The 17,586-nt window shown below is 60.5% G+C and carries 15 protein-coding genes; 6 read left to right on the plus strand and 9 right to left on the minus strand.

What is annotated here, in order from left to right; translation table 11 throughout:
* Positions 1 to 15: 15 nt before the first annotated feature.
* The 8 genes from fdhA to C8K58_RS05335 form a co-directional block, all read right to left on the minus strand.
* The gene (gene fdhA, locus C8K58_RS05300; protein ID WP_005792122.1) at positions 16 to 1,215 is read right to left on the minus strand and encodes a formaldehyde dehydrogenase, glutathione-independent; all 1,200 of its coding nucleotides are present in this window, start codon (positions 1,213 to 1,215) and stop codon (positions 16 to 18) included.
* Between the two features lie 120 nt (positions 1,216 to 1,335).
* The gene (gene purU / locus C8K58_RS05305; protein ID WP_065925438.1) at positions 1,336 to 2,193 is read right to left on the minus strand and encodes a formyltetrahydrofolate deformylase; all 858 of its coding nucleotides are present in this window, start codon (positions 2,191 to 2,193) and stop codon (positions 1,336 to 1,338) included.
* A gap of 10 nt (positions 2,194 to 2,203) precedes the next feature.
* Positions 2,204 to 2,836: a sarcosine oxidase subunit gamma gene (locus tag C8K58_RS05310; protein WP_027605977.1), complete on the minus strand. Its 633-nt coding sequence runs from the start codon at positions 2,834 to 2,836 to the stop codon at positions 2,204 to 2,206.
* Positions 2,837 to 2,959: 123 nt separating this feature from the next.
* A complete protein-coding gene (locus C8K58_RS05315; RefSeq protein ID WP_108573335.1) occupies positions 2,960 to 5,977 on the minus strand; it encodes a sarcosine oxidase subunit alpha in 3,018 nt (1,005 codons plus the stop codon).
* Positions 5,974 to 6,276 (minus strand): sarcosine oxidase subunit delta, encoded by a 303-nt coding sequence (locus C8K58_RS05320; protein ID WP_003194855.1) that lies wholly within the window; start codon positions 6,274 to 6,276, stop codon positions 5,974 to 5,976. The genes C8K58_RS05315 and C8K58_RS05320 overlap by 4 nt, the downstream gene beginning before the upstream one ends.
* Positions 6,277 to 6,291: 15 nt before the next feature.
* A complete protein-coding gene (locus tag C8K58_RS05325) occupies positions 6,292 to 7,542 on the minus strand; it encodes a sarcosine oxidase subunit beta (protein WP_010207084.1) in 1,251 nt (416 codons plus the stop codon).
* 22 nt (positions 7,543 to 7,564) lie between these two features.
* A complete protein-coding gene (gene glyA, locus C8K58_RS05330) occupies positions 7,565 to 8,818 on the minus strand; it encodes a serine hydroxymethyltransferase (protein ID WP_027605980.1) in 1,254 nt (417 codons plus the stop codon).
* A gap of 175 nt (positions 8,819 to 8,993) precedes the next feature.
* On the minus strand, positions 8,994 to 9,722 hold the full coding sequence (locus C8K58_RS05335; protein WP_108573337.1) for a TraX family protein: 729 nt from the start codon (positions 9,720 to 9,722) through the stop codon (positions 8,994 to 8,996).
* A 90-nt stretch (positions 9,723 to 9,812) separates the two neighbouring features.
* On the opposite strand from C8K58_RS05335, the gene C8K58_RS05340 reads away from it, so the two are divergent.
* Positions 9,813 to 10,853 (plus strand): low specificity L-threonine aldolase, encoded by a 1,041-nt coding sequence (locus C8K58_RS05340; RefSeq protein ID WP_027605982.1) that lies wholly within the window; start codon positions 9,813 to 9,815, stop codon positions 10,851 to 10,853.
* Positions 10,854 to 10,939: 86 nt separating this feature from the next.
* Here C8K58_RS05340 and gbcB read toward each other — a convergent pair whose 3' ends face one another.
* Positions 10,940 to 12,040 (minus strand): glycine-betaine demethylase subunit GbcB, encoded by a 1,101-nt coding sequence (gene gbcB, locus C8K58_RS05345; RefSeq protein WP_027605983.1) that lies wholly within the window; start codon positions 12,038 to 12,040, stop codon positions 10,940 to 10,942.
* Positions 12,041 to 12,321: 281 nt separating this feature from the next.
* Here gbcB and gbcA point away from each other — a divergent pair, with 281 nt between their 5' ends.
* The 5 genes from gbcA to C8K58_RS05375 all read left to right on the plus strand — a co-directional run bounded on the left by gbcA (position 12,322) and on the right by C8K58_RS05375 (position 17,312).
* On the plus strand, positions 12,322 to 13,617 hold the full coding sequence (gene gbcA / locus C8K58_RS05355) for a glycine-betaine demethylase subunit GbcA (RefSeq protein ID WP_027605984.1): 1,296 nt from the start codon (positions 12,322 to 12,324) through the stop codon (positions 13,615 to 13,617).
* A 792-nt stretch (positions 13,618 to 14,409) separates the two neighbouring features.
* A complete protein-coding gene (locus C8K58_RS05360) occupies positions 14,410 to 14,904 on the plus strand; it encodes a prepilin-type N-terminal cleavage/methylation domain-containing protein (protein ID WP_027605985.1) in 495 nt (164 codons plus the stop codon).
* Entirely contained in the window at positions 14,879 to 15,259 is a 381-nt protein-coding gene (locus C8K58_RS05365) for a type II secretion system protein (protein ID WP_027605986.1), read from the plus strand. The genes C8K58_RS05360 and C8K58_RS05365 overlap by 26 nt, the downstream gene beginning before the upstream one ends.
* Positions 15,246 to 15,752, plus strand: a complete 507-nt coding sequence (locus C8K58_RS05370) for a hypothetical protein (RefSeq protein WP_027605987.1) — start codon at positions 15,246 to 15,248, stop codon at positions 15,750 to 15,752. Before C8K58_RS05365 ends, C8K58_RS05370 begins: the two co-directional genes overlap by 14 nt.
* A 72-nt stretch (positions 15,753 to 15,824) precedes the next feature.
* Complete coding sequence (locus tag C8K58_RS05375; RefSeq protein WP_108573339.1) at positions 15,825 to 17,312, plus strand: lytic polysaccharide monooxygenase; 1,488 nt, start codon at positions 15,825 to 15,827, stop codon at positions 17,310 to 17,312.
* Positions 17,313 to 17,586 lie beyond the last annotated feature (274 nt).

Genomic DNA, 17,586 nt, shown 5'->3' on the forward strand with positions numbered 1-17,586 from the left:
TCTTGTGCCCGGGATTTATGCCGCGCTGAACAACTTATGCGGATCAATCACAAACTTCTTCGGCACGCCCGCATCGAACTCGCCATACCCACGTGGCGCGTCATCCAGGCTGATCACCTGCACACCGACGATCTCGGCAATGTTGATGCGGTCCCACATGATCGCCTGCATCAGTTGGCGGTTGTACTTCATCACCGGCGTCTGGCCGGTGTGGAAGCTGTGGGATTTGGCCCAGCCCAGGCCGAAGCGAATGCTCAGGCTGCCCATTTTTGCGGCGGCATCCACGGCACCCGGATCTTCGGTAACGTACAGGCCAGGGATACCGATCTTGCCCGCCACGCGCACTACGCCCATCAGTGAGTTGAGCACTGTGGCCGGGGCTTCGGCCTTGACGCCGTCGTGGCCATGACCGCGTGCTTCAAAGCCCACGCAGTCGACGGCGCAGTCCACTTCCGGCTCGCCGAGCAGCGCGGCGATCTGTTCATGCAATGGCGTATCGGTGGACAGGTCGACGATTTCAAAACCCTGGGCCTTGGCGTGGGCCAGGCGGATGGAGTTGACGTCGCCGATGATCACCACCGCGGCACCCAGCAGGCGTGCAGACGCGGCAGCCGCCAGGCCGACCGGACCGGCACCGGCGATGTACACGGTGCTGCCAGGGCCAACGCCGGCAGTGACGGCGCCGTGGTAGCCGGTGGGGAGAATGTCGGAGAGGCAGGTCAGGTCACGGATTTTCTCCATGGCCTTGTCACGGTCCGGCAGTTTGAGCAGGTTGAAGTCGGCGTACGGCACCAGCACGTACTCGGCCTGGCCGCCGGTCCAGTCGCCCATGTCGACATAGCCGTAGGCGCCACCGGCACGGGCCGGGTTGACGGTCAGGCACACGCCGGTGTGTTGCTCCTTGCACGAGCGGCAGCGGCCGCAGGCGACGTTGAAGGGCACGGAAACCAGGTCGCCGATCTTCAGGTTTTCGACGTCGCTGCCCTTCTCGATCACTTCACCGGTGATCTCGTGACCGAGCACCAGGCCGGTCTGGGCGGTGGTACGGCCGCGCACCATGTGTTGATCGGAGCCGCAGATGTTGGTGGAGACCACGCGCAGGATGACGCCGTGCTCAATCTTCCTGCCACGGGGGTCCTGCATTTTGGGATAGTCGATTTTCTGTACTTCGACCTTGCCGTTGCCGAGATACACGACACCACGATTACCAGACATGCTTTCACCTCGCTGTTGTTTTTATGGAACTGCGTTGCCCTTTTGGGTGGGCAGCGCGTTTAAGTGCTCGGGTACAGATGCTGTTTCTTGTGTTGTTTGTGAGGGCCTCATCGGCGGCAGTCAGAGCACCACAGTCCTATTGGCATTCAAGAACACACGCCGCTCAATGTGATACCCCACCGCCCGGGCCAATGTCAGCCCTTCGATGTCCCGCCCCTTGGCAATCAAATCCTCGGGATAGTGACTGTGATCCACCACCTCCACGCCCTGGGCGATGATCGGGCCTTCGTCCAGGTCGTTGTTGATGTAATGCGCCGTGGCCCCCACCAGCTTCACCCCCTTGTTGTACGCCTGGTGATACGGCTTGGCGCCCTTGAACCCCGGCAGCAACGAGTGGTGGATATTGATGGCCTTGCCGTCCAGCTTGCGGCACAGCTCCGGCGACAGCACTTGCATGTAGCGCGCAAGGATCACCAGTTCGGCGCCGGTCTCTTCCACCACTTGCCACACCTGACGCTCCTGGGACGGTTTGTCGTTAGGGTCGAGGGGGAAATGGTAGTAGGGAATTTGATGCCAGTCGGCCAAAGGTTTGAGATCGGGATGGTTGGACACCACCGCGACCACGTCCATCGACAGTTGCCCGATACGCTGGCGGTACAGCAGGTCGTTGAGGCAGTGATCGGCCTTGGAGACCATGATCACCACTTTTGGCCGGTAGTTCGGCGCTGTCAGCTCGAAGATCATGCCAAAGGCTTCACCCCGCGAGGCCAGGCCATCGCGAAACGCCTGCTCGTCGAAGCCATCCGGCTGACGGAATTCCACGCGAATAAAAAACCGGCCCGAGAGGCGGTCATCGAACGAATGGTGCTCGGTGACGTAGCAGCCCTGCTCGAACAGATAGCGGGTAACCGCGTCCACCGTGCCGAGCACGCTGGGGCAGTCGGCGGTCAAAATCCATGTATCGGGTGCGCGGCTCATGGGTCATTCCTCAGGCTTGAACGCTCAGGCCAAATTCGGCCGAGGCATCCTGCAACCACAACCACCAGTAATCCGAGAAGCTGCGGCGAATCACCAGCTCCCAGGTGTCTTCAGCGGTATGGCGAATCACCAGCTGCGACTTGGCGAACACTGTGCCCACCGCCTTGCCCACCGGGAAGTTGTTGGGGTGCACGTCGTAGCTGGTGGACTTCATCAGCACATCGCGCACATTCGGGCCGCTGAGTTCGAGGATCTGCTGGCCGCCGCTGACGTTGACGACCTGGATATGCAGGTCACCCAGGGCGGCGCGCAGGTTTTGTTCGGCGGCGAATTCCTCACCGCCTGGCACGATCAGCAACCACTCATCCGGGCCGAGCCATTGCAGGCTGGTTTCGCCTTTGACGATGACCTGAAGGGCGCCGGGCAGTTCGATGCCCAGGGCCTTGTGCACGCCAGCCGCGAAAGCGGCGTCATGGCCGTCGCCACGGATCGTGAGATGACCAAGCAATTTCTTTTCGCGCACGGTCACGCCGGCGTTCTTGCGGCCCTTGCCGACCAGGCTGGCGAGGTCGGCATGGTGCAGCGACGACTCGGCCTTGGCACCGGAGGTGGGGCGTTGCTGGTAAACATTGGCTGCTGTCATAAAGCACCTGTCTTGAATTCTGTGGTGACTGTTCTGGCCTCATCGGGGGCAAGCCCCCTCCCACATTTGGAATGCATTCCCCTGTGGGAGGGGGCTTGCCCCCGATGCAGGCGACTGGGTCTATCAGATGTTCTGCCGATCACCCTTAGGGTCGAAGAACACCGAGGACACAATCTCCGCCTCGATCACGCTGCCATCCGCCTGGGGCGAGAACACCCGCTCACCGATGCGCTTCAAGCCGCCCTTGACCACGCCCATGGCAAACGAATAACCCAGGGAGTTATGCGCGTAGCTGGAGGTGACGTGACCGACCATCTTCATCGGAATGGTCTGCTTCGGATCGAACACCAGTTGCGCGCCTTCCGGCAGCCACACGTTCGGGTCGATCGGCTTCAAGCCCACCAGTTGCTTGCGCTCTTCACGCACACAGTCTTCCCGGTTCATGCCGCGCCAGCCGATCCACGAGAACGGCTTGGTGCGACCGACACACCAGCCCATGTTCAAGTCGTCCGGGGTCATCGAGCCGTCAGTGTCCTGGCCGACGATGATGAAGCCCTTCTCGGCCCGCAGTACGTGCATGGTTTCGGTGCCGTACGGGGTCAGGTTGTACTTCTTGCCGGCCGCGACGATCTGCTCCAGCACGCCCATGGCGTAGTCGGCCTGCACGTTGACTTCGTACGACAGCTCACCGGTAAACGAGATACGGAACACCCGCGCCGGTACGCCACCCACCAAACCTTCTTTCCAGGTCATGAACGGGAAGCCGTCCTTGTCCAGGTCGATGTCGGTGACTTCCGCCAGCAGCTTGCGGCTGTTGGGGCCGGACAGGGTCATGGTCGCCCAATGGTCGGTGACCGAGGTGAAGTACACCTTGAGGTCCGGCCATTCGGTCTGTTGGTAGATTTCCAGCCACTGCAGCACACGGGCGGCGCCGCCGGTGGTGGTGGTCATCAGGAAGTGGTTGTCGGCGAGACAGGCGGTAACGCCGTCGTCGAAGACCATGCCGTCTTCCTTGCACATCAGGCCGTAGCGCGCCTTGCCCACGTCGAGCTTGGTCCAGGCGTTGGTGTAGATGCGGTTGAGGAACTCACGGGCATCCGGGCCCTGGATATCGATCTTGCCGAGGGTGGACGCATCCAGCAGGCCGACGCTGTCGCGCACGGCCAGGCATTCGCGTTTCACCGCGGCGTGCAGGTCTTCACCGTTGCGCGGGAAGTACCATGGACGTTTCCATTGGCCGACGTCTTCGAACTCGGCGCCGTTTTTCACGTGCCAGGCTTGCAGGGCGGTGTAGCGCACCGGCTCGAAGATGTGCCCACAATGCCGGCCCGCTACCGCGCCGAAGGTCACCGGCGTGTAGTTGGGGCGGAACATGGTGGTGCCCATCTGCGGAATGGTCACGTTCAGCGAGCGCGCGGCAATCGCCAGGCCGTTGACGTTACCGAGCTTGCCCTGGTCGGTGCCGAAGCCCAGCGCGGTGTAGCGCTTGACGTGTTCCACCGACTCGAAACCTTCGCGGGTGGCCAGTTCGATGGCGGCGGCGGTAACGTCGTTTTGCAGGTCGACAAATTGCTTCGGCGCCCGTGCGGTCACTTTCTCGTGAGGCACCTGGAACAGCGCCAGGGTCGGCTCTTCCAGACGGCTCAAGGCTTTTGGCAGCGTACCTTCCACCGGGGCAAAACCGGCGTCGCTGGCGGCGCGCACGCCGCCTTCAAAACCATCGGCCAGGGAGTCGCCAAGGCCGTAGACGCCGTTGATACCACCGACGCACACGCGTTTCTGCGGGGCTTCACCCGGTACAAAGCCGAGGATGTCTTCGCGCCAGGTCGGCTTGCCGCCCAGGTGCGAGGCCAGGTGAACCACCGGGCTGTAGCCGCCGGAGCTGGCCACCAGGTCGCAGTCCAGCCATTCGCCGGGGCTGGTGACTTTATGCGCCTTGACGTCGATCGCGGCGATACGCGCAGCGGTCACGCGCTTGGTGCCACGGGCCTCGATCACGGCGCTGCCGGTGAGGATCCGAATACCTTTGGCGCGGGCTTCTTCAACCAGTGCACCGCGTGGGTTGTGGCGCACATCGGCCACTGCCACCACTTGCAGGCCCGCATCCAGCCAGTCCAATGCCACGCGGTAGGCGTGGTCGTTGTTGGTCGACAGCACCAGTTTCTTGCCCGGTGCCACGCCGTAGCGGCGCACGTAAGTGGAGACCGCACCGGCCAGCATATTGCCCGGCACGTCGTTGTTGCCGTACACCAGCGGACGCTCGCACGCACCGGTGGCCAGGACCACGCGCTTGGCACGTACACGGTGGATACGCTGGCGCACCACGCCAATCGGCGCACGGTCACCGAGGTGGTCGGTAAGGCGCTCGTGGATGGTCAGGAAGTTATGGTCGTGGTAGCCGTTGACCGTGGCGCGGGGCAGCAGCACCACGTCCGGCAGGGCTTTCAATTCGGCAATGACACTGGCAACCCACTCGGTGGCCGGCTTGCCGTCGAGGCTTTCGCGGGAGTCGAGCAGCGAACCACCGAACTCTTCCTGCTCATCGGCGATGATCACGCGCGCGCCGCTGCGGGCGGCGGCCAATGCGGCAGCCAGGCCGGCAGGGCCGGCGCCGACCACCAGCACATCGCAGTGACGGTTGAAGTTGTCGTAGGTGTCCGGATCGTTCTCGGTCGGCGAGCGACCCAGGCCGGCGGCCTTGCGGATGTACTTCTCGTAGGTCATCCAGAACGATTGCGGGTACATGAAGGTTTTGTAGTAGAACCCCGGCGGCATCAGCTTGCCGCCGACCTTGCCGAGGATGCCCATCATGTCGTTGTTGACGCTCGGCCAGCCGTTGGTGCTGGTGGCGACCAGGCCCTGGTACAGCGCCTGTTGCGTGGCGCGCACGTTAGGAATTTGCGTGGCTTCGGTAGCGCCGATCTGCAGCACGGCGTTCGGCTCTTCGGCACCGGCGGCAAAGATGCCCCGTGGGCGCGAGTACTTGAAGCTGCGGCCGATAATGTCGACGCCGTTGGCCAGCAAAGCAGCGGCCAGGGTGTCGCCCTCGAAGCCTTTGTAGCTCTGGCCGTTGAAGCTGAAGGTCAGGACTTTGTTACGGTCGATCCGGCCACCGTTGGACAGGCGATTGATCTGGCTCATACCTTCTCTCCAGAGGCCTTGGCGGTGAACTGAGGCTTCTCACCGATCTTGTAAGTTTCAAGAATTTCGTAGGTCACGGTGTCGCGGGTCGCGTTGAAATACTGGCGGCAACCGGCGGCGTGAATCCACAGTTCGTGGTGCAGGCCGCGCGGGTTATCGCGGAAGAACATATAGTCGCCCCACTGCTCGTCGGTGCAGGCATTCGGGTCCAGCGGGCGCGGGATGTGCGCTTGGCCGGACGCGTGGAATTCCTCTTCGGAGCGCAGTTCGCCACAGTGAGGACAGAAGATATGCAACATAGGGAATTTCTCCTGTTAGTGGGCGACGGCCGCAGCGCCGTGTTCATCGATCAACGCACCGTTGTGGAAACGGTCGATGGAGAAAGGTGCGGCCAATGGGTGCATTTCACCCTTGGCGAGGCTGGCGGCAAATACGTTGCCTGAGCCCGGCGTGGCCTTGAAGCCACCGGTGCCCCAGCCGCAGTTGAAGAACATGTTCGGTACCGGGGTCTTGGAGATGATCGGGCACGCATCCGGCGTGGTGTCGACGATGCCGCCCCACTGACGGTTCATGCGCACCCGCGACAGCACCGGGAACATCTCGACGATGGCCTGGATGGTGTGTTCGATCACCGGGTACGAGCCGCGCTGGCCGTAGCCGTTGTAGCCGTCGATACCGGCGCCGATCACCAGGTCGCCCTTGTCGGACTGGCTGATGTAACCGTGCACGGCGTTGGACATGATCACGCTGTCGATAATCGGCTTGATCGGCTCCGACACCAACGCTTGCAGCGGGTGGGATTCGATCGGCAGGCGGAAGCCCGCCAGGGATGCCATGTGGCCGGAGTTACCGGCGGTCACCACGCCGACGCGCTTGGCGCCGATGAAGCCTTTGTTGGTTTCCACACCGATGCACACGCCGTTTTCCTTGCGGAAACCGATCACTTCGGTCTGCTGGATCAGGTCCACGCCGAGTGCGTCGGCGGCGCGGGCAAAGCCCCAGGCCACGGCATCGTGACGGGCCACGCCGCCGCGCCGTTGCACGGTGGCACCGAGTACCGGGTAACGGGTGTTTTTCGAGCAATCCAGGTACGGAATCTCGTCGGCCACTTGCTTGGCATTCAGCAGCTCGCCATCCACGCCATTCAGGCGGTTGGCGCTGACGCGACGCTCGGAATCACGGATGTCCTGCAGGGTGTGGCACAGGTTGTAGACGCCACGCTGGGAGAACATCACGTTGTAGTTCAGGTCCTGGGACAGGCCTTCCCACAATTTCATCGCGTGTTCGTACAGGTGCGCCGACTCGTCCCACAGGTAGTTGGAACGCACGATGGTGGTGTTGCGCGCGGTGTTACCGCCGCCCAGCCAGCCTTTCTCGACCACGGCCACGTTGGTGATGCCGTGCTCTTTCGCCAGGTAGTAGGCGGTCGCCAGACCATGCCCGCCGCCGCCGACGATGACCACGTCGTAGACCTTCTTGGGGGTCGGCGTGCGCCACATCTTCTGCCAGTTTTCGTGGTGGCTGAGGGAGTGCTTGAAGAGGCCGAAGCCCGAGTAGCGTTGCATAGTCATTACTCCAAAACCGCGCTCAGCGATAAACCGGGAAATCAGCGCACAGGGCAGACACGTGCTTGGCCACGTTGGCCTCGACGTCGGCATCGCCGAGGTTGTCGAGGATGTCGCAGATCCAACCGGCCAGCTCGATGCACTGCGGCACCTTGAAACCGCGCGTGGTCACCGCCGGGGTGCCGATGCGCAGGCCCGAGGTCACGAATGGCGACTGCGGGTCATTCGGCACGGCGTTCTTGTTGACGGTGATGTGGGCGCGACCGAGGGCGGCATCCGCCTCTTTGCCGGTGAGGCCCTGACGGATCAGGCTGACCAGGAACAGGTGGTTATCGGTGCCGCCGGACACTACATCGTAGCCGCGTTTGATAAACACGCTGGCCATGGCCTGGGCGTTGTCGATCACTTGCTGCTGGTACGCCTTGAAGCCAGGCTCCAGCGCTTCCTTGAAGCACACCGCCTTGCCGGCGATCACATGCATCAGCGGACCGCCCTGGGCGCCGGGGAAGACGGCGGCGTTGAGTTTCTTTTCAATTTCTTCGTTGGCCTTGGCCAGGATCAGACCGCCACGGGGACCGCGCAGGGTCTTGTGGGTGGTGGTGGTGACCACATCGGCGTACGGCAGCGGGTTCGGGTACAGGCCGGCAGCGACCAGGCCGGCGACGTGGGCCATGTCGACGAACAGCAGCGCGCCTACTTTGTCAGCGATAGCGCGAAAGCGTGGGAAATCCAGGGTCTTGGAGTAGGCGGAGAAACCGGCCACGACCATTTTCGGCTTGTGCTCCACCGCCAGGCGCTCGACTTCGTCGTAGTCGATCAGGCCGGTATCGGTGTTGATGCCGTACTGCACCGCGTTGTACAGCTTGCCCGAGGACGACACCTTGGCGCCGTGGGTCAAGTGACCGCCGTGGGCCAGGCTCATGCCCAGGATGGTGTCGCCCGCATTGATCAGCGCCAGGTACACGGCGCTGTTGGCGGACGAACCGGAGTGTGGCTGTACGTTGGCGTAATCGGCGCCGAACAGCTGCTTGGCGCGTTCGATGGCCAGGGCTTCGACCTTGTCCACGTGCTCGCAGCCACCGTAGTAGCGCTTGCCCGGGTAGCCTTCGGCGTATTTGTTGGTGAGGCCGCTGCCCTGGGCTTCCATCACACGCTTGCTGGTGTAGTTCTCCGACGCGATCAGCTCGATATGATCTTCCTGACGCTGCTCCTCGGCGTTCATGGCCGCCAGCAGTGCGTCGTCATATCCCTGGATCTGGTCTTGTTTGCTGAACATCGCGTCTCTCCCAGCCTTTCGTATTGTTGAGGCCCGTGCAGGGCCCTTTGATGCGATGGTAGGGCTGGCGCAGACAGGTCAAATGCCTGCGCACGCCACGCAAAGGTGCGTTTACGACATTGCCGGAACAACACGAAACAAATGTGGGAGGGGGCTTGCTCCGGACAGCGGTGTGTCAGGCGATGATGTGGCGCAGGAGCAGGAGCAGGAGGAAGTGCAGCGGATAAAGGGCGTAGGCCCAGCGGCGCATTGCTGGCGGCGAGGTGCTATGGGCATGTCGCAATAAGACCAGGCCCGCCAATGGCGCGATCAGACACGCGACCAATCCCAGGTGCGCCACCGGCGTGGCGCTATTGAGCAGGATCTGCCATTGGTTGGCGGCCACGCAGACCGATCCTAGCAACACACTGAAGTACCAAGGCCGGCGAAACACCAGCAACATCGCCAGTGGCAGCAACACACCAAAGAAACCGAACATTAAGTGCGACGAAAATACCGCCGCTATCGTGACGGCGATCAACGCCAATCCTCGATCAACAAACGCCTTCTGCTGCCATCCTCGGGCAACCAGCAGCCCCAGCGCCAAGGTGGGCAGCACGTTCAACGTATCGGCATCCTCGATAAACAGCCGATACGGCACTTCGCTGATCACGCTGAACAGCAACAGCCAGCCCAGGTAGCGCCATTGCCCGGTCACCGGCGCATTTCGGGCCCGGTGCAGGTTCGCCGCAATCGCCAGGCAAAACCACGGGAACGCCAGGCGCCCCGGCACATACAGGCCATCGAGGCTCAAACCGACATAACGCAGGTGGTCGAGCACCATGCTCAGCAGCGCCAGCCACTTGAGCAAATCCAAAGCGCCATCACGGACGCGTCCGACAGGCATCGTTTCAGAACCGTGCATAATTCCCCAGTGACTTTGCATTTACAGTGCGTGCGCAGCGCCAACCTTCTTGGTTACAGTGCGCACCAACATCGACCACAGGAATGGGCCATGACCGACAAGAGCCAACAATTCGCCAGTGACAACTATTCGGGCATTTGCCCCGAAGCCTGGGCCGCCATGGAACAAGCCAACCAGGGTCATCAACGTGCCTACGGTGATGATGAATGGACCCACCGCGCCGCCGACGGTTTCCGCAACCTGTTCGAAACCGACTGCGAAGTGTTCTTCGCCTTCAACGGAACGGCCGCCAACTCCCTGGCGCTGTCCTCCTTGTGCCAGAGCTACCATAGCGTGATTTGCTCGGAAACCGCCCACGTCGAAACCGACGAATGCGGCGCGCCGGAGTTTTTCTCCAACGGCTCCAAGCTGCTCACCGCCCGCACCGAAAACGGCAAGCTGACCCCGGAATCGATCCGCGAGATCGCCCTCAAGCGCCAGGACATCCACTACCCCAAACCCCGCGTAGTGACCCTGACCCAAGCCACCGAAGTCGGCAGCGTCTACACCCCGGAAGAAATCCGCGCCATCAGTGCGACCTGCAAGGAACTGGGGCTGAACCTGCACATGGACGGCGCACGCTTTTCCAACGCCTGTGCGTTCCTCGGCTGCTCACCCGCCGACCTGACCTGGAAAGCCGGAGTGGACGTGTTGTGCTTTGGCGGCACCAAGAACGGCATGGCCGTGGGTGAAGCCATCCTGTTCTTCAACCACAAGCTGGCCGAAGACTTCGACTACCGCTGCAAACAGGCCGGCCAACTGGCCTCGAAAATGCGTTTCCTCTCCGCCCCATGGGTGGGCTTACTGGAAAACGATGCCTGGCTCAAACATGCGCGCCACGCCAACCACTGCGCGCAATTGCTCAGTAGCCTGGTGGCGGATATTCCCGGTGTGGAGCTGATGTTCCCGGTGCAGGCCAACGGCGTGTTCCTGCAACTGTCGGAACCGGCGATTGCCGCGCTGACGGCCAAGGGCTGGCGCTTCTATACCTTCATCGGCAAAGGCGGGGCGCGGTTCATGTGCGCGTGGGATACCGACGAAGAGCGAGTACGGGAATTGGCCGCGGACATCCGCGAAGTCATGGGCGCCTGACAATGACTCACTGATGTACATAAAACAAATGTGGGAGGGAGCAAGCCCCCTCCCACATTTGGATTGTGTTGTGCCTGCTCGAGCGATCAGAACTCGATGCGCACATCGCCCTTCGGTACGCTGCAGCACGACAGGATGTAGCCTTCGGCTTCGTCTTCCTCGGTAATCCCGCCGTTGTGGTCCATCTCGACCTCACCGCCCAGCTTCATCACCTTGCACGTTCCGCAAATCCCCATGCCGCAGGCTTTCGGAATCAACAGCCCAAGCTTGGCCGCCGCTGCGTGGACGGTCTCGCCAGGTGCGACGCGAATGCTCTTGCCTGAGGCGATGAACTCCACCTGGTGCAGATCCGCCAGATCGATTTCCGGGGCATCCGCCGCTTGCTCGGCCTGCTCCACCGCGTCGGCGCGGGCTTCCGGCGGCGTGGCGCCGAAGGATTCCTCGTGGTAGCGCGCCATGTCGAAACCGGCGACTTCCAACAGGCGTTTCACCGCATTCATGTAGGGCGTCGGGCCGCAGCAGAACACTTCGCGCTCAAGGAAGTCGGGCACCATCAGTTCGAGCATCTTGTGGTTCAGGTAACCGCGATAACCCGCCCAGGGCTCACCCAGGCCGTGCTTCTCACAGATCAGGTGCAGGCTGAAGTTGTCGATCCGCGACGCCATATGCTCCAGCTCGCGGTGGTAGATGATGTCCTTGGGCGAACGGGCACTGTGGATAAACGTCATGTCGACGTTGGCGTTGGTGTCGTAGAACCAGCGGGCCATGGACATCACCGGCGTGATCCCCACGCCGCCACTGAGGTACAGCACTTTCGGGCTGGGGAAGTCGATGGCATTGAACAGCCCGACCGGCCCGTGCACCGCCAATTCTTGGCCTTCATGCAGGGTGTCGTGCAGCCAGTTGGACACCTTGCCGCCCGGCACACGCTTGATGGTCACCGAGAAGCTGTAGGGCACCGACGGCGAACTGGAAATGGTGTACGAGCGCATGATCGGCTGGCCGTCGATTTCCAGCTCCAGGGTGACGAACTGCCCCGGCTTGAAAAAGAACAGGATCGGCTGGTCGGCCATAAAGCAGAAGGTGCGCACATCCCAGGTTTCCTGGATGACTTTGACGCAACGGACGATGTGCCGACCATTGGCCCAGGTCTGGGTGGTTACCGGATTCAGGAAATTATTGGACATGTTGTTCTCCACCGCCGACGTCGGCCTTATGGTGGCGATTCTGCGTAACGCGGGAACCGCCCATTTACCTATCTGCGACATTCACATACTTATCGCGACCAGCCCCCATGCCACGGGGGTTGCGCGTCGGGAACAGAGTGGGCCATGTCGCTCATGGATAAGGTTCGGCGCATCAGCAGCCCCACACTCGCTCCCAACAACGACGTTTTCTTTACGCCTTGCTGCAAACCTGATCAGCCACTATTCGTCGGCCACACAGAATGGCCATGAGGACACACACGATGGACGTCACCGCAACCTTAAGCTTGGGCGATCCGCTGGAACCCGCACGCAAGGCCACCGCGCAAATGCTGCAAGAGCGCGAGCGCACGTTTTCGCTGCCGCAGCCGTTCTACTCTGATGAGCGGCTGTTTGATATCGACATGCAGGAGATCTTCCAGAAAGAGTGGTTGATCGCCGGCATGACCTGCGAGATCCCCAGCAAGGGCAACTACCTGACCCTGCAAGTGGGCAAGAACCCGATCATCGTGATCCGTGGCGCCGAAGGCGTGGTGCATGCGTTCCATAACGTGTGTCGCCACCGTGGCTCGCGCCTGTGCACCAGCGACAAGGGCAAGGTTGCCAAGCTGGTGTGCCACTACCACCAGTGGACCTACGAGCTGGACGGTCGCCTGCTGTTCGCCGGCACCGAGATGGGCGCCGATTTCGACATGAAGCAATACGGCCTCAAGCCGGTGAACGTGAAGACCGCCGGCGGCTACATCTTCATCAGCCTGGCCGAGAACCCGCCGGCCATCGATGATTTCCTGTCGACGCTGAACCACTACATGGAACCCTACGACATGGAGAACACCAAGGTGGCGGTGCAAACCACCTTGATGGAAAAGGCCAACTGGAAGCTGGTGCTGGAAAACAACCGCGAGTGCTACCACTGCAATGCGTCGCACCCCGAGCTGTTGAAAACCCTGCTGGAATGGGACGACGTCACCGACCCACGCGCCGACCAGGCCTTCAAGGACCATGTCGCCGCTTCGGCCGCTGCCTGGGATGCCGAGAAGATCCCTTACGCCCACGCCAGCTTCGGCCTGCGTAACCGTATCGTGCGCATGCCGCTGCTCAAGGGCACCGTGTCGATGACCCTGGACGGCAAGCAGGGCTGCGCCAAGCTGATGGGCCGCATCAAGAACCCCGACCTCGGCTCGATGCGCATCCTGCACCTGCCGCATTCCTGGAACCACTGCATGGGCGATCACATCATCGTGTTCACGGTGTGGCCGATCAGCGCCCAGGAAACCATGGTGACCACCAAGTGGCTGGTGCACAAGGACGCCGTGGAAGGCGTGGACTACGACGTGGAGCGCATGCGCCAGGTGTGGGACGCCACCAACGACCAGGACCGTCGCCTGGCCGAAGAGAACCAGCGCGGGATCAACTCCACCGCCTACCAGCCTGGCCCGTACTCCAAGACCTATGAGTTCGGCGTGGTGAACTTCGTGGACTGGTACAGCGAACGCATGTTGAACAACCTCGGCGCAGCCCCGGCGCCTTACCTGAAAGGCGTGGCTGCGCACGAGTAACCGATACCCACAGCTCAAAACTGTGGGAGGGGGCTTGCCCCCTCCCACACTTGAACCTCACACTGCTTAATATTTGATCGACTGTCTCGCAGACCACTGCCAGCCTGCCCTCCAGCCTTTACCCAACAACTTATCCACAAAGCCACCCACAGCAATTGTGGGCAACTGCGCTATCCCATCAAAATTAATTGAAGAAAATCCGTGACTTATTCAAGTTGACGGTTCCAGCGGCATATTGATCATTTATTGATCAAAACCCTAAAAGCCACGTAGAACGTGACCTGTAGCGGTACGCAAACACCTTATCCACAGAACCGCCAACAGACTTTGGGGGCAACTTCGGCAGCGCTGTGGAAAACCGCGTCAAACCTTCATATACCAAGGGTTTCAGCTATATTCCTGGGGTTTAACGGCAATTTGATCAATAAACAACCAGACGACGGAAAGCCTCTATTCATAAGGCCTGTAGCGGATAGCAAACATCTTATCCACAGAAGCGCCAACAGACTTTGGGGGCAAGTCCGAACACCGCTTCAACCTTATCCACACGAAAAAGCACCTAAAAACCGTGACTTAGCTTGGTTATTTTTCGTACAACGGCTTACAGACGTTGATTTACGGGGGTTGTGGAGACTCACGAACATCTTATCCACAGCTACGCTCACAGCGTTTGTGGGTAAACCCACAACCTGTACAAAAAACACCCAGCATCTACACTCATCCTTGCAGTCAATTCCATGGCCTGGGTTAACGCGGAAGTCCTTGGCAGCCTGATCGGGAGGAAGAACGGTGATGTGGCAGGGCAAGCCCAGCCATCACTGCGCCAAAGGTTTTACGCTGATTGAATTACTACTGACGCTGGCCCTGCTGGCCACGCTTGCGACAGTGGCTTATCCGCTGACAGCATTGATGGGTAAACGTGATCGAGAACTGGACCTGCAACGCTCGCTGCGGGAAATCCGGCGTGCGATCGATGCCTACAAAGACGCCAGTGACGATGGCCGCATTGAAAAGAGCATCACTGACAGCGGTTATCCACCCTCCCTGCACGTATTGGTCGAGGGGGTGACGGACAAGACCAACCTTCAGGGCAACAAACTCTATTTCCTGCGACGTATTCCCCGCGATCCCGTGTGCGAGTGCCCTGAACGTGCGCCCGCAGAAACCTGGCAACTGCGCAGCTACAAGAGCACTGCGGATAACCCACAAGAGGGAGAAGATGTATTCGACGTTTCATCCCGAAGCACCCGGGAGAGCTTGAATGGAACGTCATACAGCCAATGGTGATCGGGGCTTTACCCTGATTGAGTTGCTGGTGGTCATGGCGATCATCGCCACCCTCATGACCCTGGTCACCCCGCAGTACTTCCGCCAGCACACCAAGGCCCAGGAAACCGTGCTGCGCCACAACCTGTCTTCCATTCGCCAGGCCCTGGACCAATACCGCGAGGACCACGGCGCCAACCCCGAGTCCCTGCAAGCCCTGGTCGACCGCCGCTACCTGCGCGAGATCCCCATGGACCCGCTGACCGGCAGGCGTGATACCTGGCAACTGCAACCTTCGGACGAACAAGGCCTGGGCGATGTACGCAGCGGTGCCACGGGGACCGACACGAACGGGAACGCTTATGCCGACTGGTAAGCACAGCCAGCAGGGCTCGGTGTTCATGGGCATGTTGGTGACAGTGGCGGTGGTGGCCGTGATGCTGATGGAAGTCGGCACCCTGTGGTCCAGCGTGCTGCAGCGCGAACGCGAGCTGGAACTGCTGGCGCGGGGCAATGAAATCCGCCGGGCGATCGGCCTGTACTACGCCGCCGGCAATACCTACCCCAGGTCCCTCGAAGACCTGCTGCTCGACCGTCGCCAGCCCACCCCCCAGCGCTATCTGCGCCGCGCCTATACCGACCCGCTGACCGGCGACGCCGAGTGGGGCGTGGTGGCCGGGCCCGGCGAAAGCATCATGGGTGTGTTCAGCACGGCAAAGGGCACACCGTTCAAACAAGGCAACTTTTCAGTCATCAACCAGAGTTTTACAGGACAAGGCAGTTATCAAGGGTGGGTGTTTCTGTTTGGCCCTGGGCAGAACAACCCTGCAACCCGCATCGCTCCCAAGGGAGATCAACTGAGCAAATGATGCCGATTGAATAAGCACACTGATCGTTCCAGCCGTTCGGAACTTGTTTATCTGAATTGAGGTGGATCAAGCATGAGTAACTTACAGCGCTTAATGAAATGGTTGTTGGCGGCGGTCTTGTTGGCACCGACGCTGGTCATGGCCCACGGTGCGGTGGACACGCCCGTCGCACGACAGGTCTATTGCAGGGCACTCCCGGATTTCTGGTCAGGCAGCCCCAGTGATGCAGGGTGCGCGGCCCTGTCTAAAGTGAGTAAGCAGTATCCAGGCCAGCAATGGAATGAAGTGGCCCATTTGATCAGGCAACCGGGTTACAACGACCCTGAAATCGTCAAACGAGAAGTGCCCGATGGCAAACTTTGTTCGGCGGCTGACAGCAAGAAAGATGGCCTGAACATTGTGTCGGACCAGTGGCATCGCACCGACGTTACGCCCACCAATGGCATGATGGATGTGCGCATCATCGGCACTGCGCCACACGTGCCCAGTTTCGCAAAGGTCTTTCTCACAAACCCGGGCTTTGACCCGACCAGGTCGCCGCTGACCTGGAATGACCTGACACTCATCCACACTCAGCCGTTCCAGATCGCGCAAACCGACTGGGGCAATGATCCACCCATCATTGCGGGGGCCACGGGGTACTTCAAGTTCGCTGTACCTATCCCATCGGGGCAAACGGGCAAAGCCACGCTGTTCGTGCAGTGGCAGCGTATCGATCCAGCGGGTGAAGGGTTCTATAACTGCAGTGACATCAACATCGTCGGTGCCGGAATCCCGGAGCAGTGGGTCGATATCGGCCAATTCATCGATCAGGTCATGGAGACCCTCAAACCGGGTGACTCAGTCCACTTCCGCATCCTCGACAACACACCGGCGGCCAGGGAAGTGGTGGACATTACCCTGCCCATTACCGCGAGCAACCTCGACCCGAACATATGGGGCCAGCAATTGGCGAATCAGATCAACCCAAGCATTGCCAAGGTAGGAGAGAAAAAAACCGGCAATATTGTATTCAATACCAGCGATGCCAGCGCCAACTCGGTTTACACATTGGCGAAGGGTTACAGCCGTGCAATGGCGATCATCCCTGGCAGCGAAACCCCGACAAACCCTACGGCGCCTGTCGCGAAAATAACCGGGCCCACCACCATGCAATCCGGCCGGCCGTTTACCTTCAGCGCCAGTCAGTCCGTGGGGCACAACGGTCCATTGCTCTACAGCTGGACTGTTATCGGGATGAATAAGCCCTACAACCAGATGACTGTAAACGGTGTGGCGGTTACCGTTCGTGAGCCAACGGAGCATGAGGTGCGATTGCTGGTACGGGACGAGCAGAATGGCAAGACCGGCCTGGCGCAGCAGACCTTTATCGTGACGCCTTCCAGTGGCGGTGGGGAACATCCACCCTATGTACCTGGAGGCGCACATGAGGCAGGACAGACCTACACTCACAATGGAAAAAACTATAAGTGTAAATACACATCATGGTGTTCTGGCTCGGTCCAATATTATGAACCCGGCAAAGGCTTGGCGTGGCGTGAAGCCTGGGATGAACAATAGTATTCATCATTAACCAATGCACATTGCGCCGCACATAATGTGCGGCGTTTTTTTGGCTATTATTCTCTTAGCCTCTAAACCAAAGTGCTAAACGTTATATTTGACTGCTCCACAAGCCATATCAAGCAACGCTATATTTGATCTAGCAGTTAGCATTTTTTATGCACTCACAGGCATTTGCAATTATTAACTGAAGCAGTCCTACCGGCGGTGCCCGCTTCACAGCGGGCCGGGAGAGTTATACACAACCGCCGTACCTTGGCACTCCCAACAG

Origin of the sequence: Pseudomonas sp. GV047 (assembly GCF_003058245.1) — a bacterium.
Classification (GTDB): Bacteria; Pseudomonadota; Gammaproteobacteria; order Pseudomonadales; family Pseudomonadaceae; genus Aquipseudomonas; species Aquipseudomonas marginalis.

Bases quoted from the DNA above. Each gene is read 5' to 3' on its own strand.
- fdhA (WP_005792122.1), bottom strand. From the start codon at position 1,215: ATGTCTGGTAATCGTGGTGTCGTGTATCTCGGCAACGGCAAGGTCGAA.
- purU (WP_065925438.1), bottom strand. From the start codon at position 2,193: ATGAGCCGCGCACCCGATACATGGATTTTGACCGCCGACTGCCCCAGC.
- C8K58_RS05310 (WP_027605977.1), bottom strand. From the start codon at position 2,836: ATGACAGCAGCCAATGTTTACCAGCAACGCCCCACCTCCGGTGCCAAG.
- C8K58_RS05315 (WP_108573335.1), bottom strand. From the start codon at position 5,977: ATGAGCCAGATCAATCGCCTGTCCAACGGTGGCCGGATCGACCGTAAC.
- C8K58_RS05320 (WP_003194855.1), bottom strand. From the start codon at position 6,276: ATGTTGCATATCTTCTGTCCTCACTGTGGCGAACTGCGCTCCGAAGAG.
- C8K58_RS05325 (WP_010207084.1), bottom strand. From the start codon at position 7,542: ATGCAACGCTACTCGGGCTTCGGCCTCTTCAAGCACTCCCTCAGCCAC.
- glyA (WP_027605980.1), bottom strand. From the start codon at position 8,818: ATGTTCAGCAAACAAGACCAGATCCAGGGATATGACGACGCACTGCTG.
- C8K58_RS05335 (WP_108573337.1), bottom strand. From the start codon at position 9,722: ATGCACGGTTCTGAAACGATGCCTGTCGGACGCGTCCGTGATGGCGCT.
- C8K58_RS05340 (WP_027605982.1), top strand. From the start codon at position 9,813: ATGACCGACAAGAGCCAACAATTCGCCAGTGACAACTATTCGGGCATT.
- gbcB (WP_027605983.1), bottom strand. From the start codon at position 12,040: ATGTCCAATAATTTCCTGAATCCGGTAACCACCCAGACCTGGGCCAAT.
- gbcA (WP_027605984.1), top strand. From the start codon at position 12,322: ATGGACGTCACCGCAACCTTAAGCTTGGGCGATCCGCTGGAACCCGCA.
- C8K58_RS05360 (WP_027605985.1), top strand. From the start codon at position 14,410: ATGTGGCAGGGCAAGCCCAGCCATCACTGCGCCAAAGGTTTTACGCTG.
- C8K58_RS05365 (WP_027605986.1), top strand. From the start codon at position 14,879: ATGGAACGTCATACAGCCAATGGTGATCGGGGCTTTACCCTGATTGAG.
- C8K58_RS05370 (WP_027605987.1), top strand. From the start codon at position 15,246: ATGCCGACTGGTAAGCACAGCCAGCAGGGCTCGGTGTTCATGGGCATG.
- C8K58_RS05375 (WP_108573339.1), top strand. From the start codon at position 15,825: ATGAGTAACTTACAGCGCTTAATGAAATGGTTGTTGGCGGCGGTCTTG.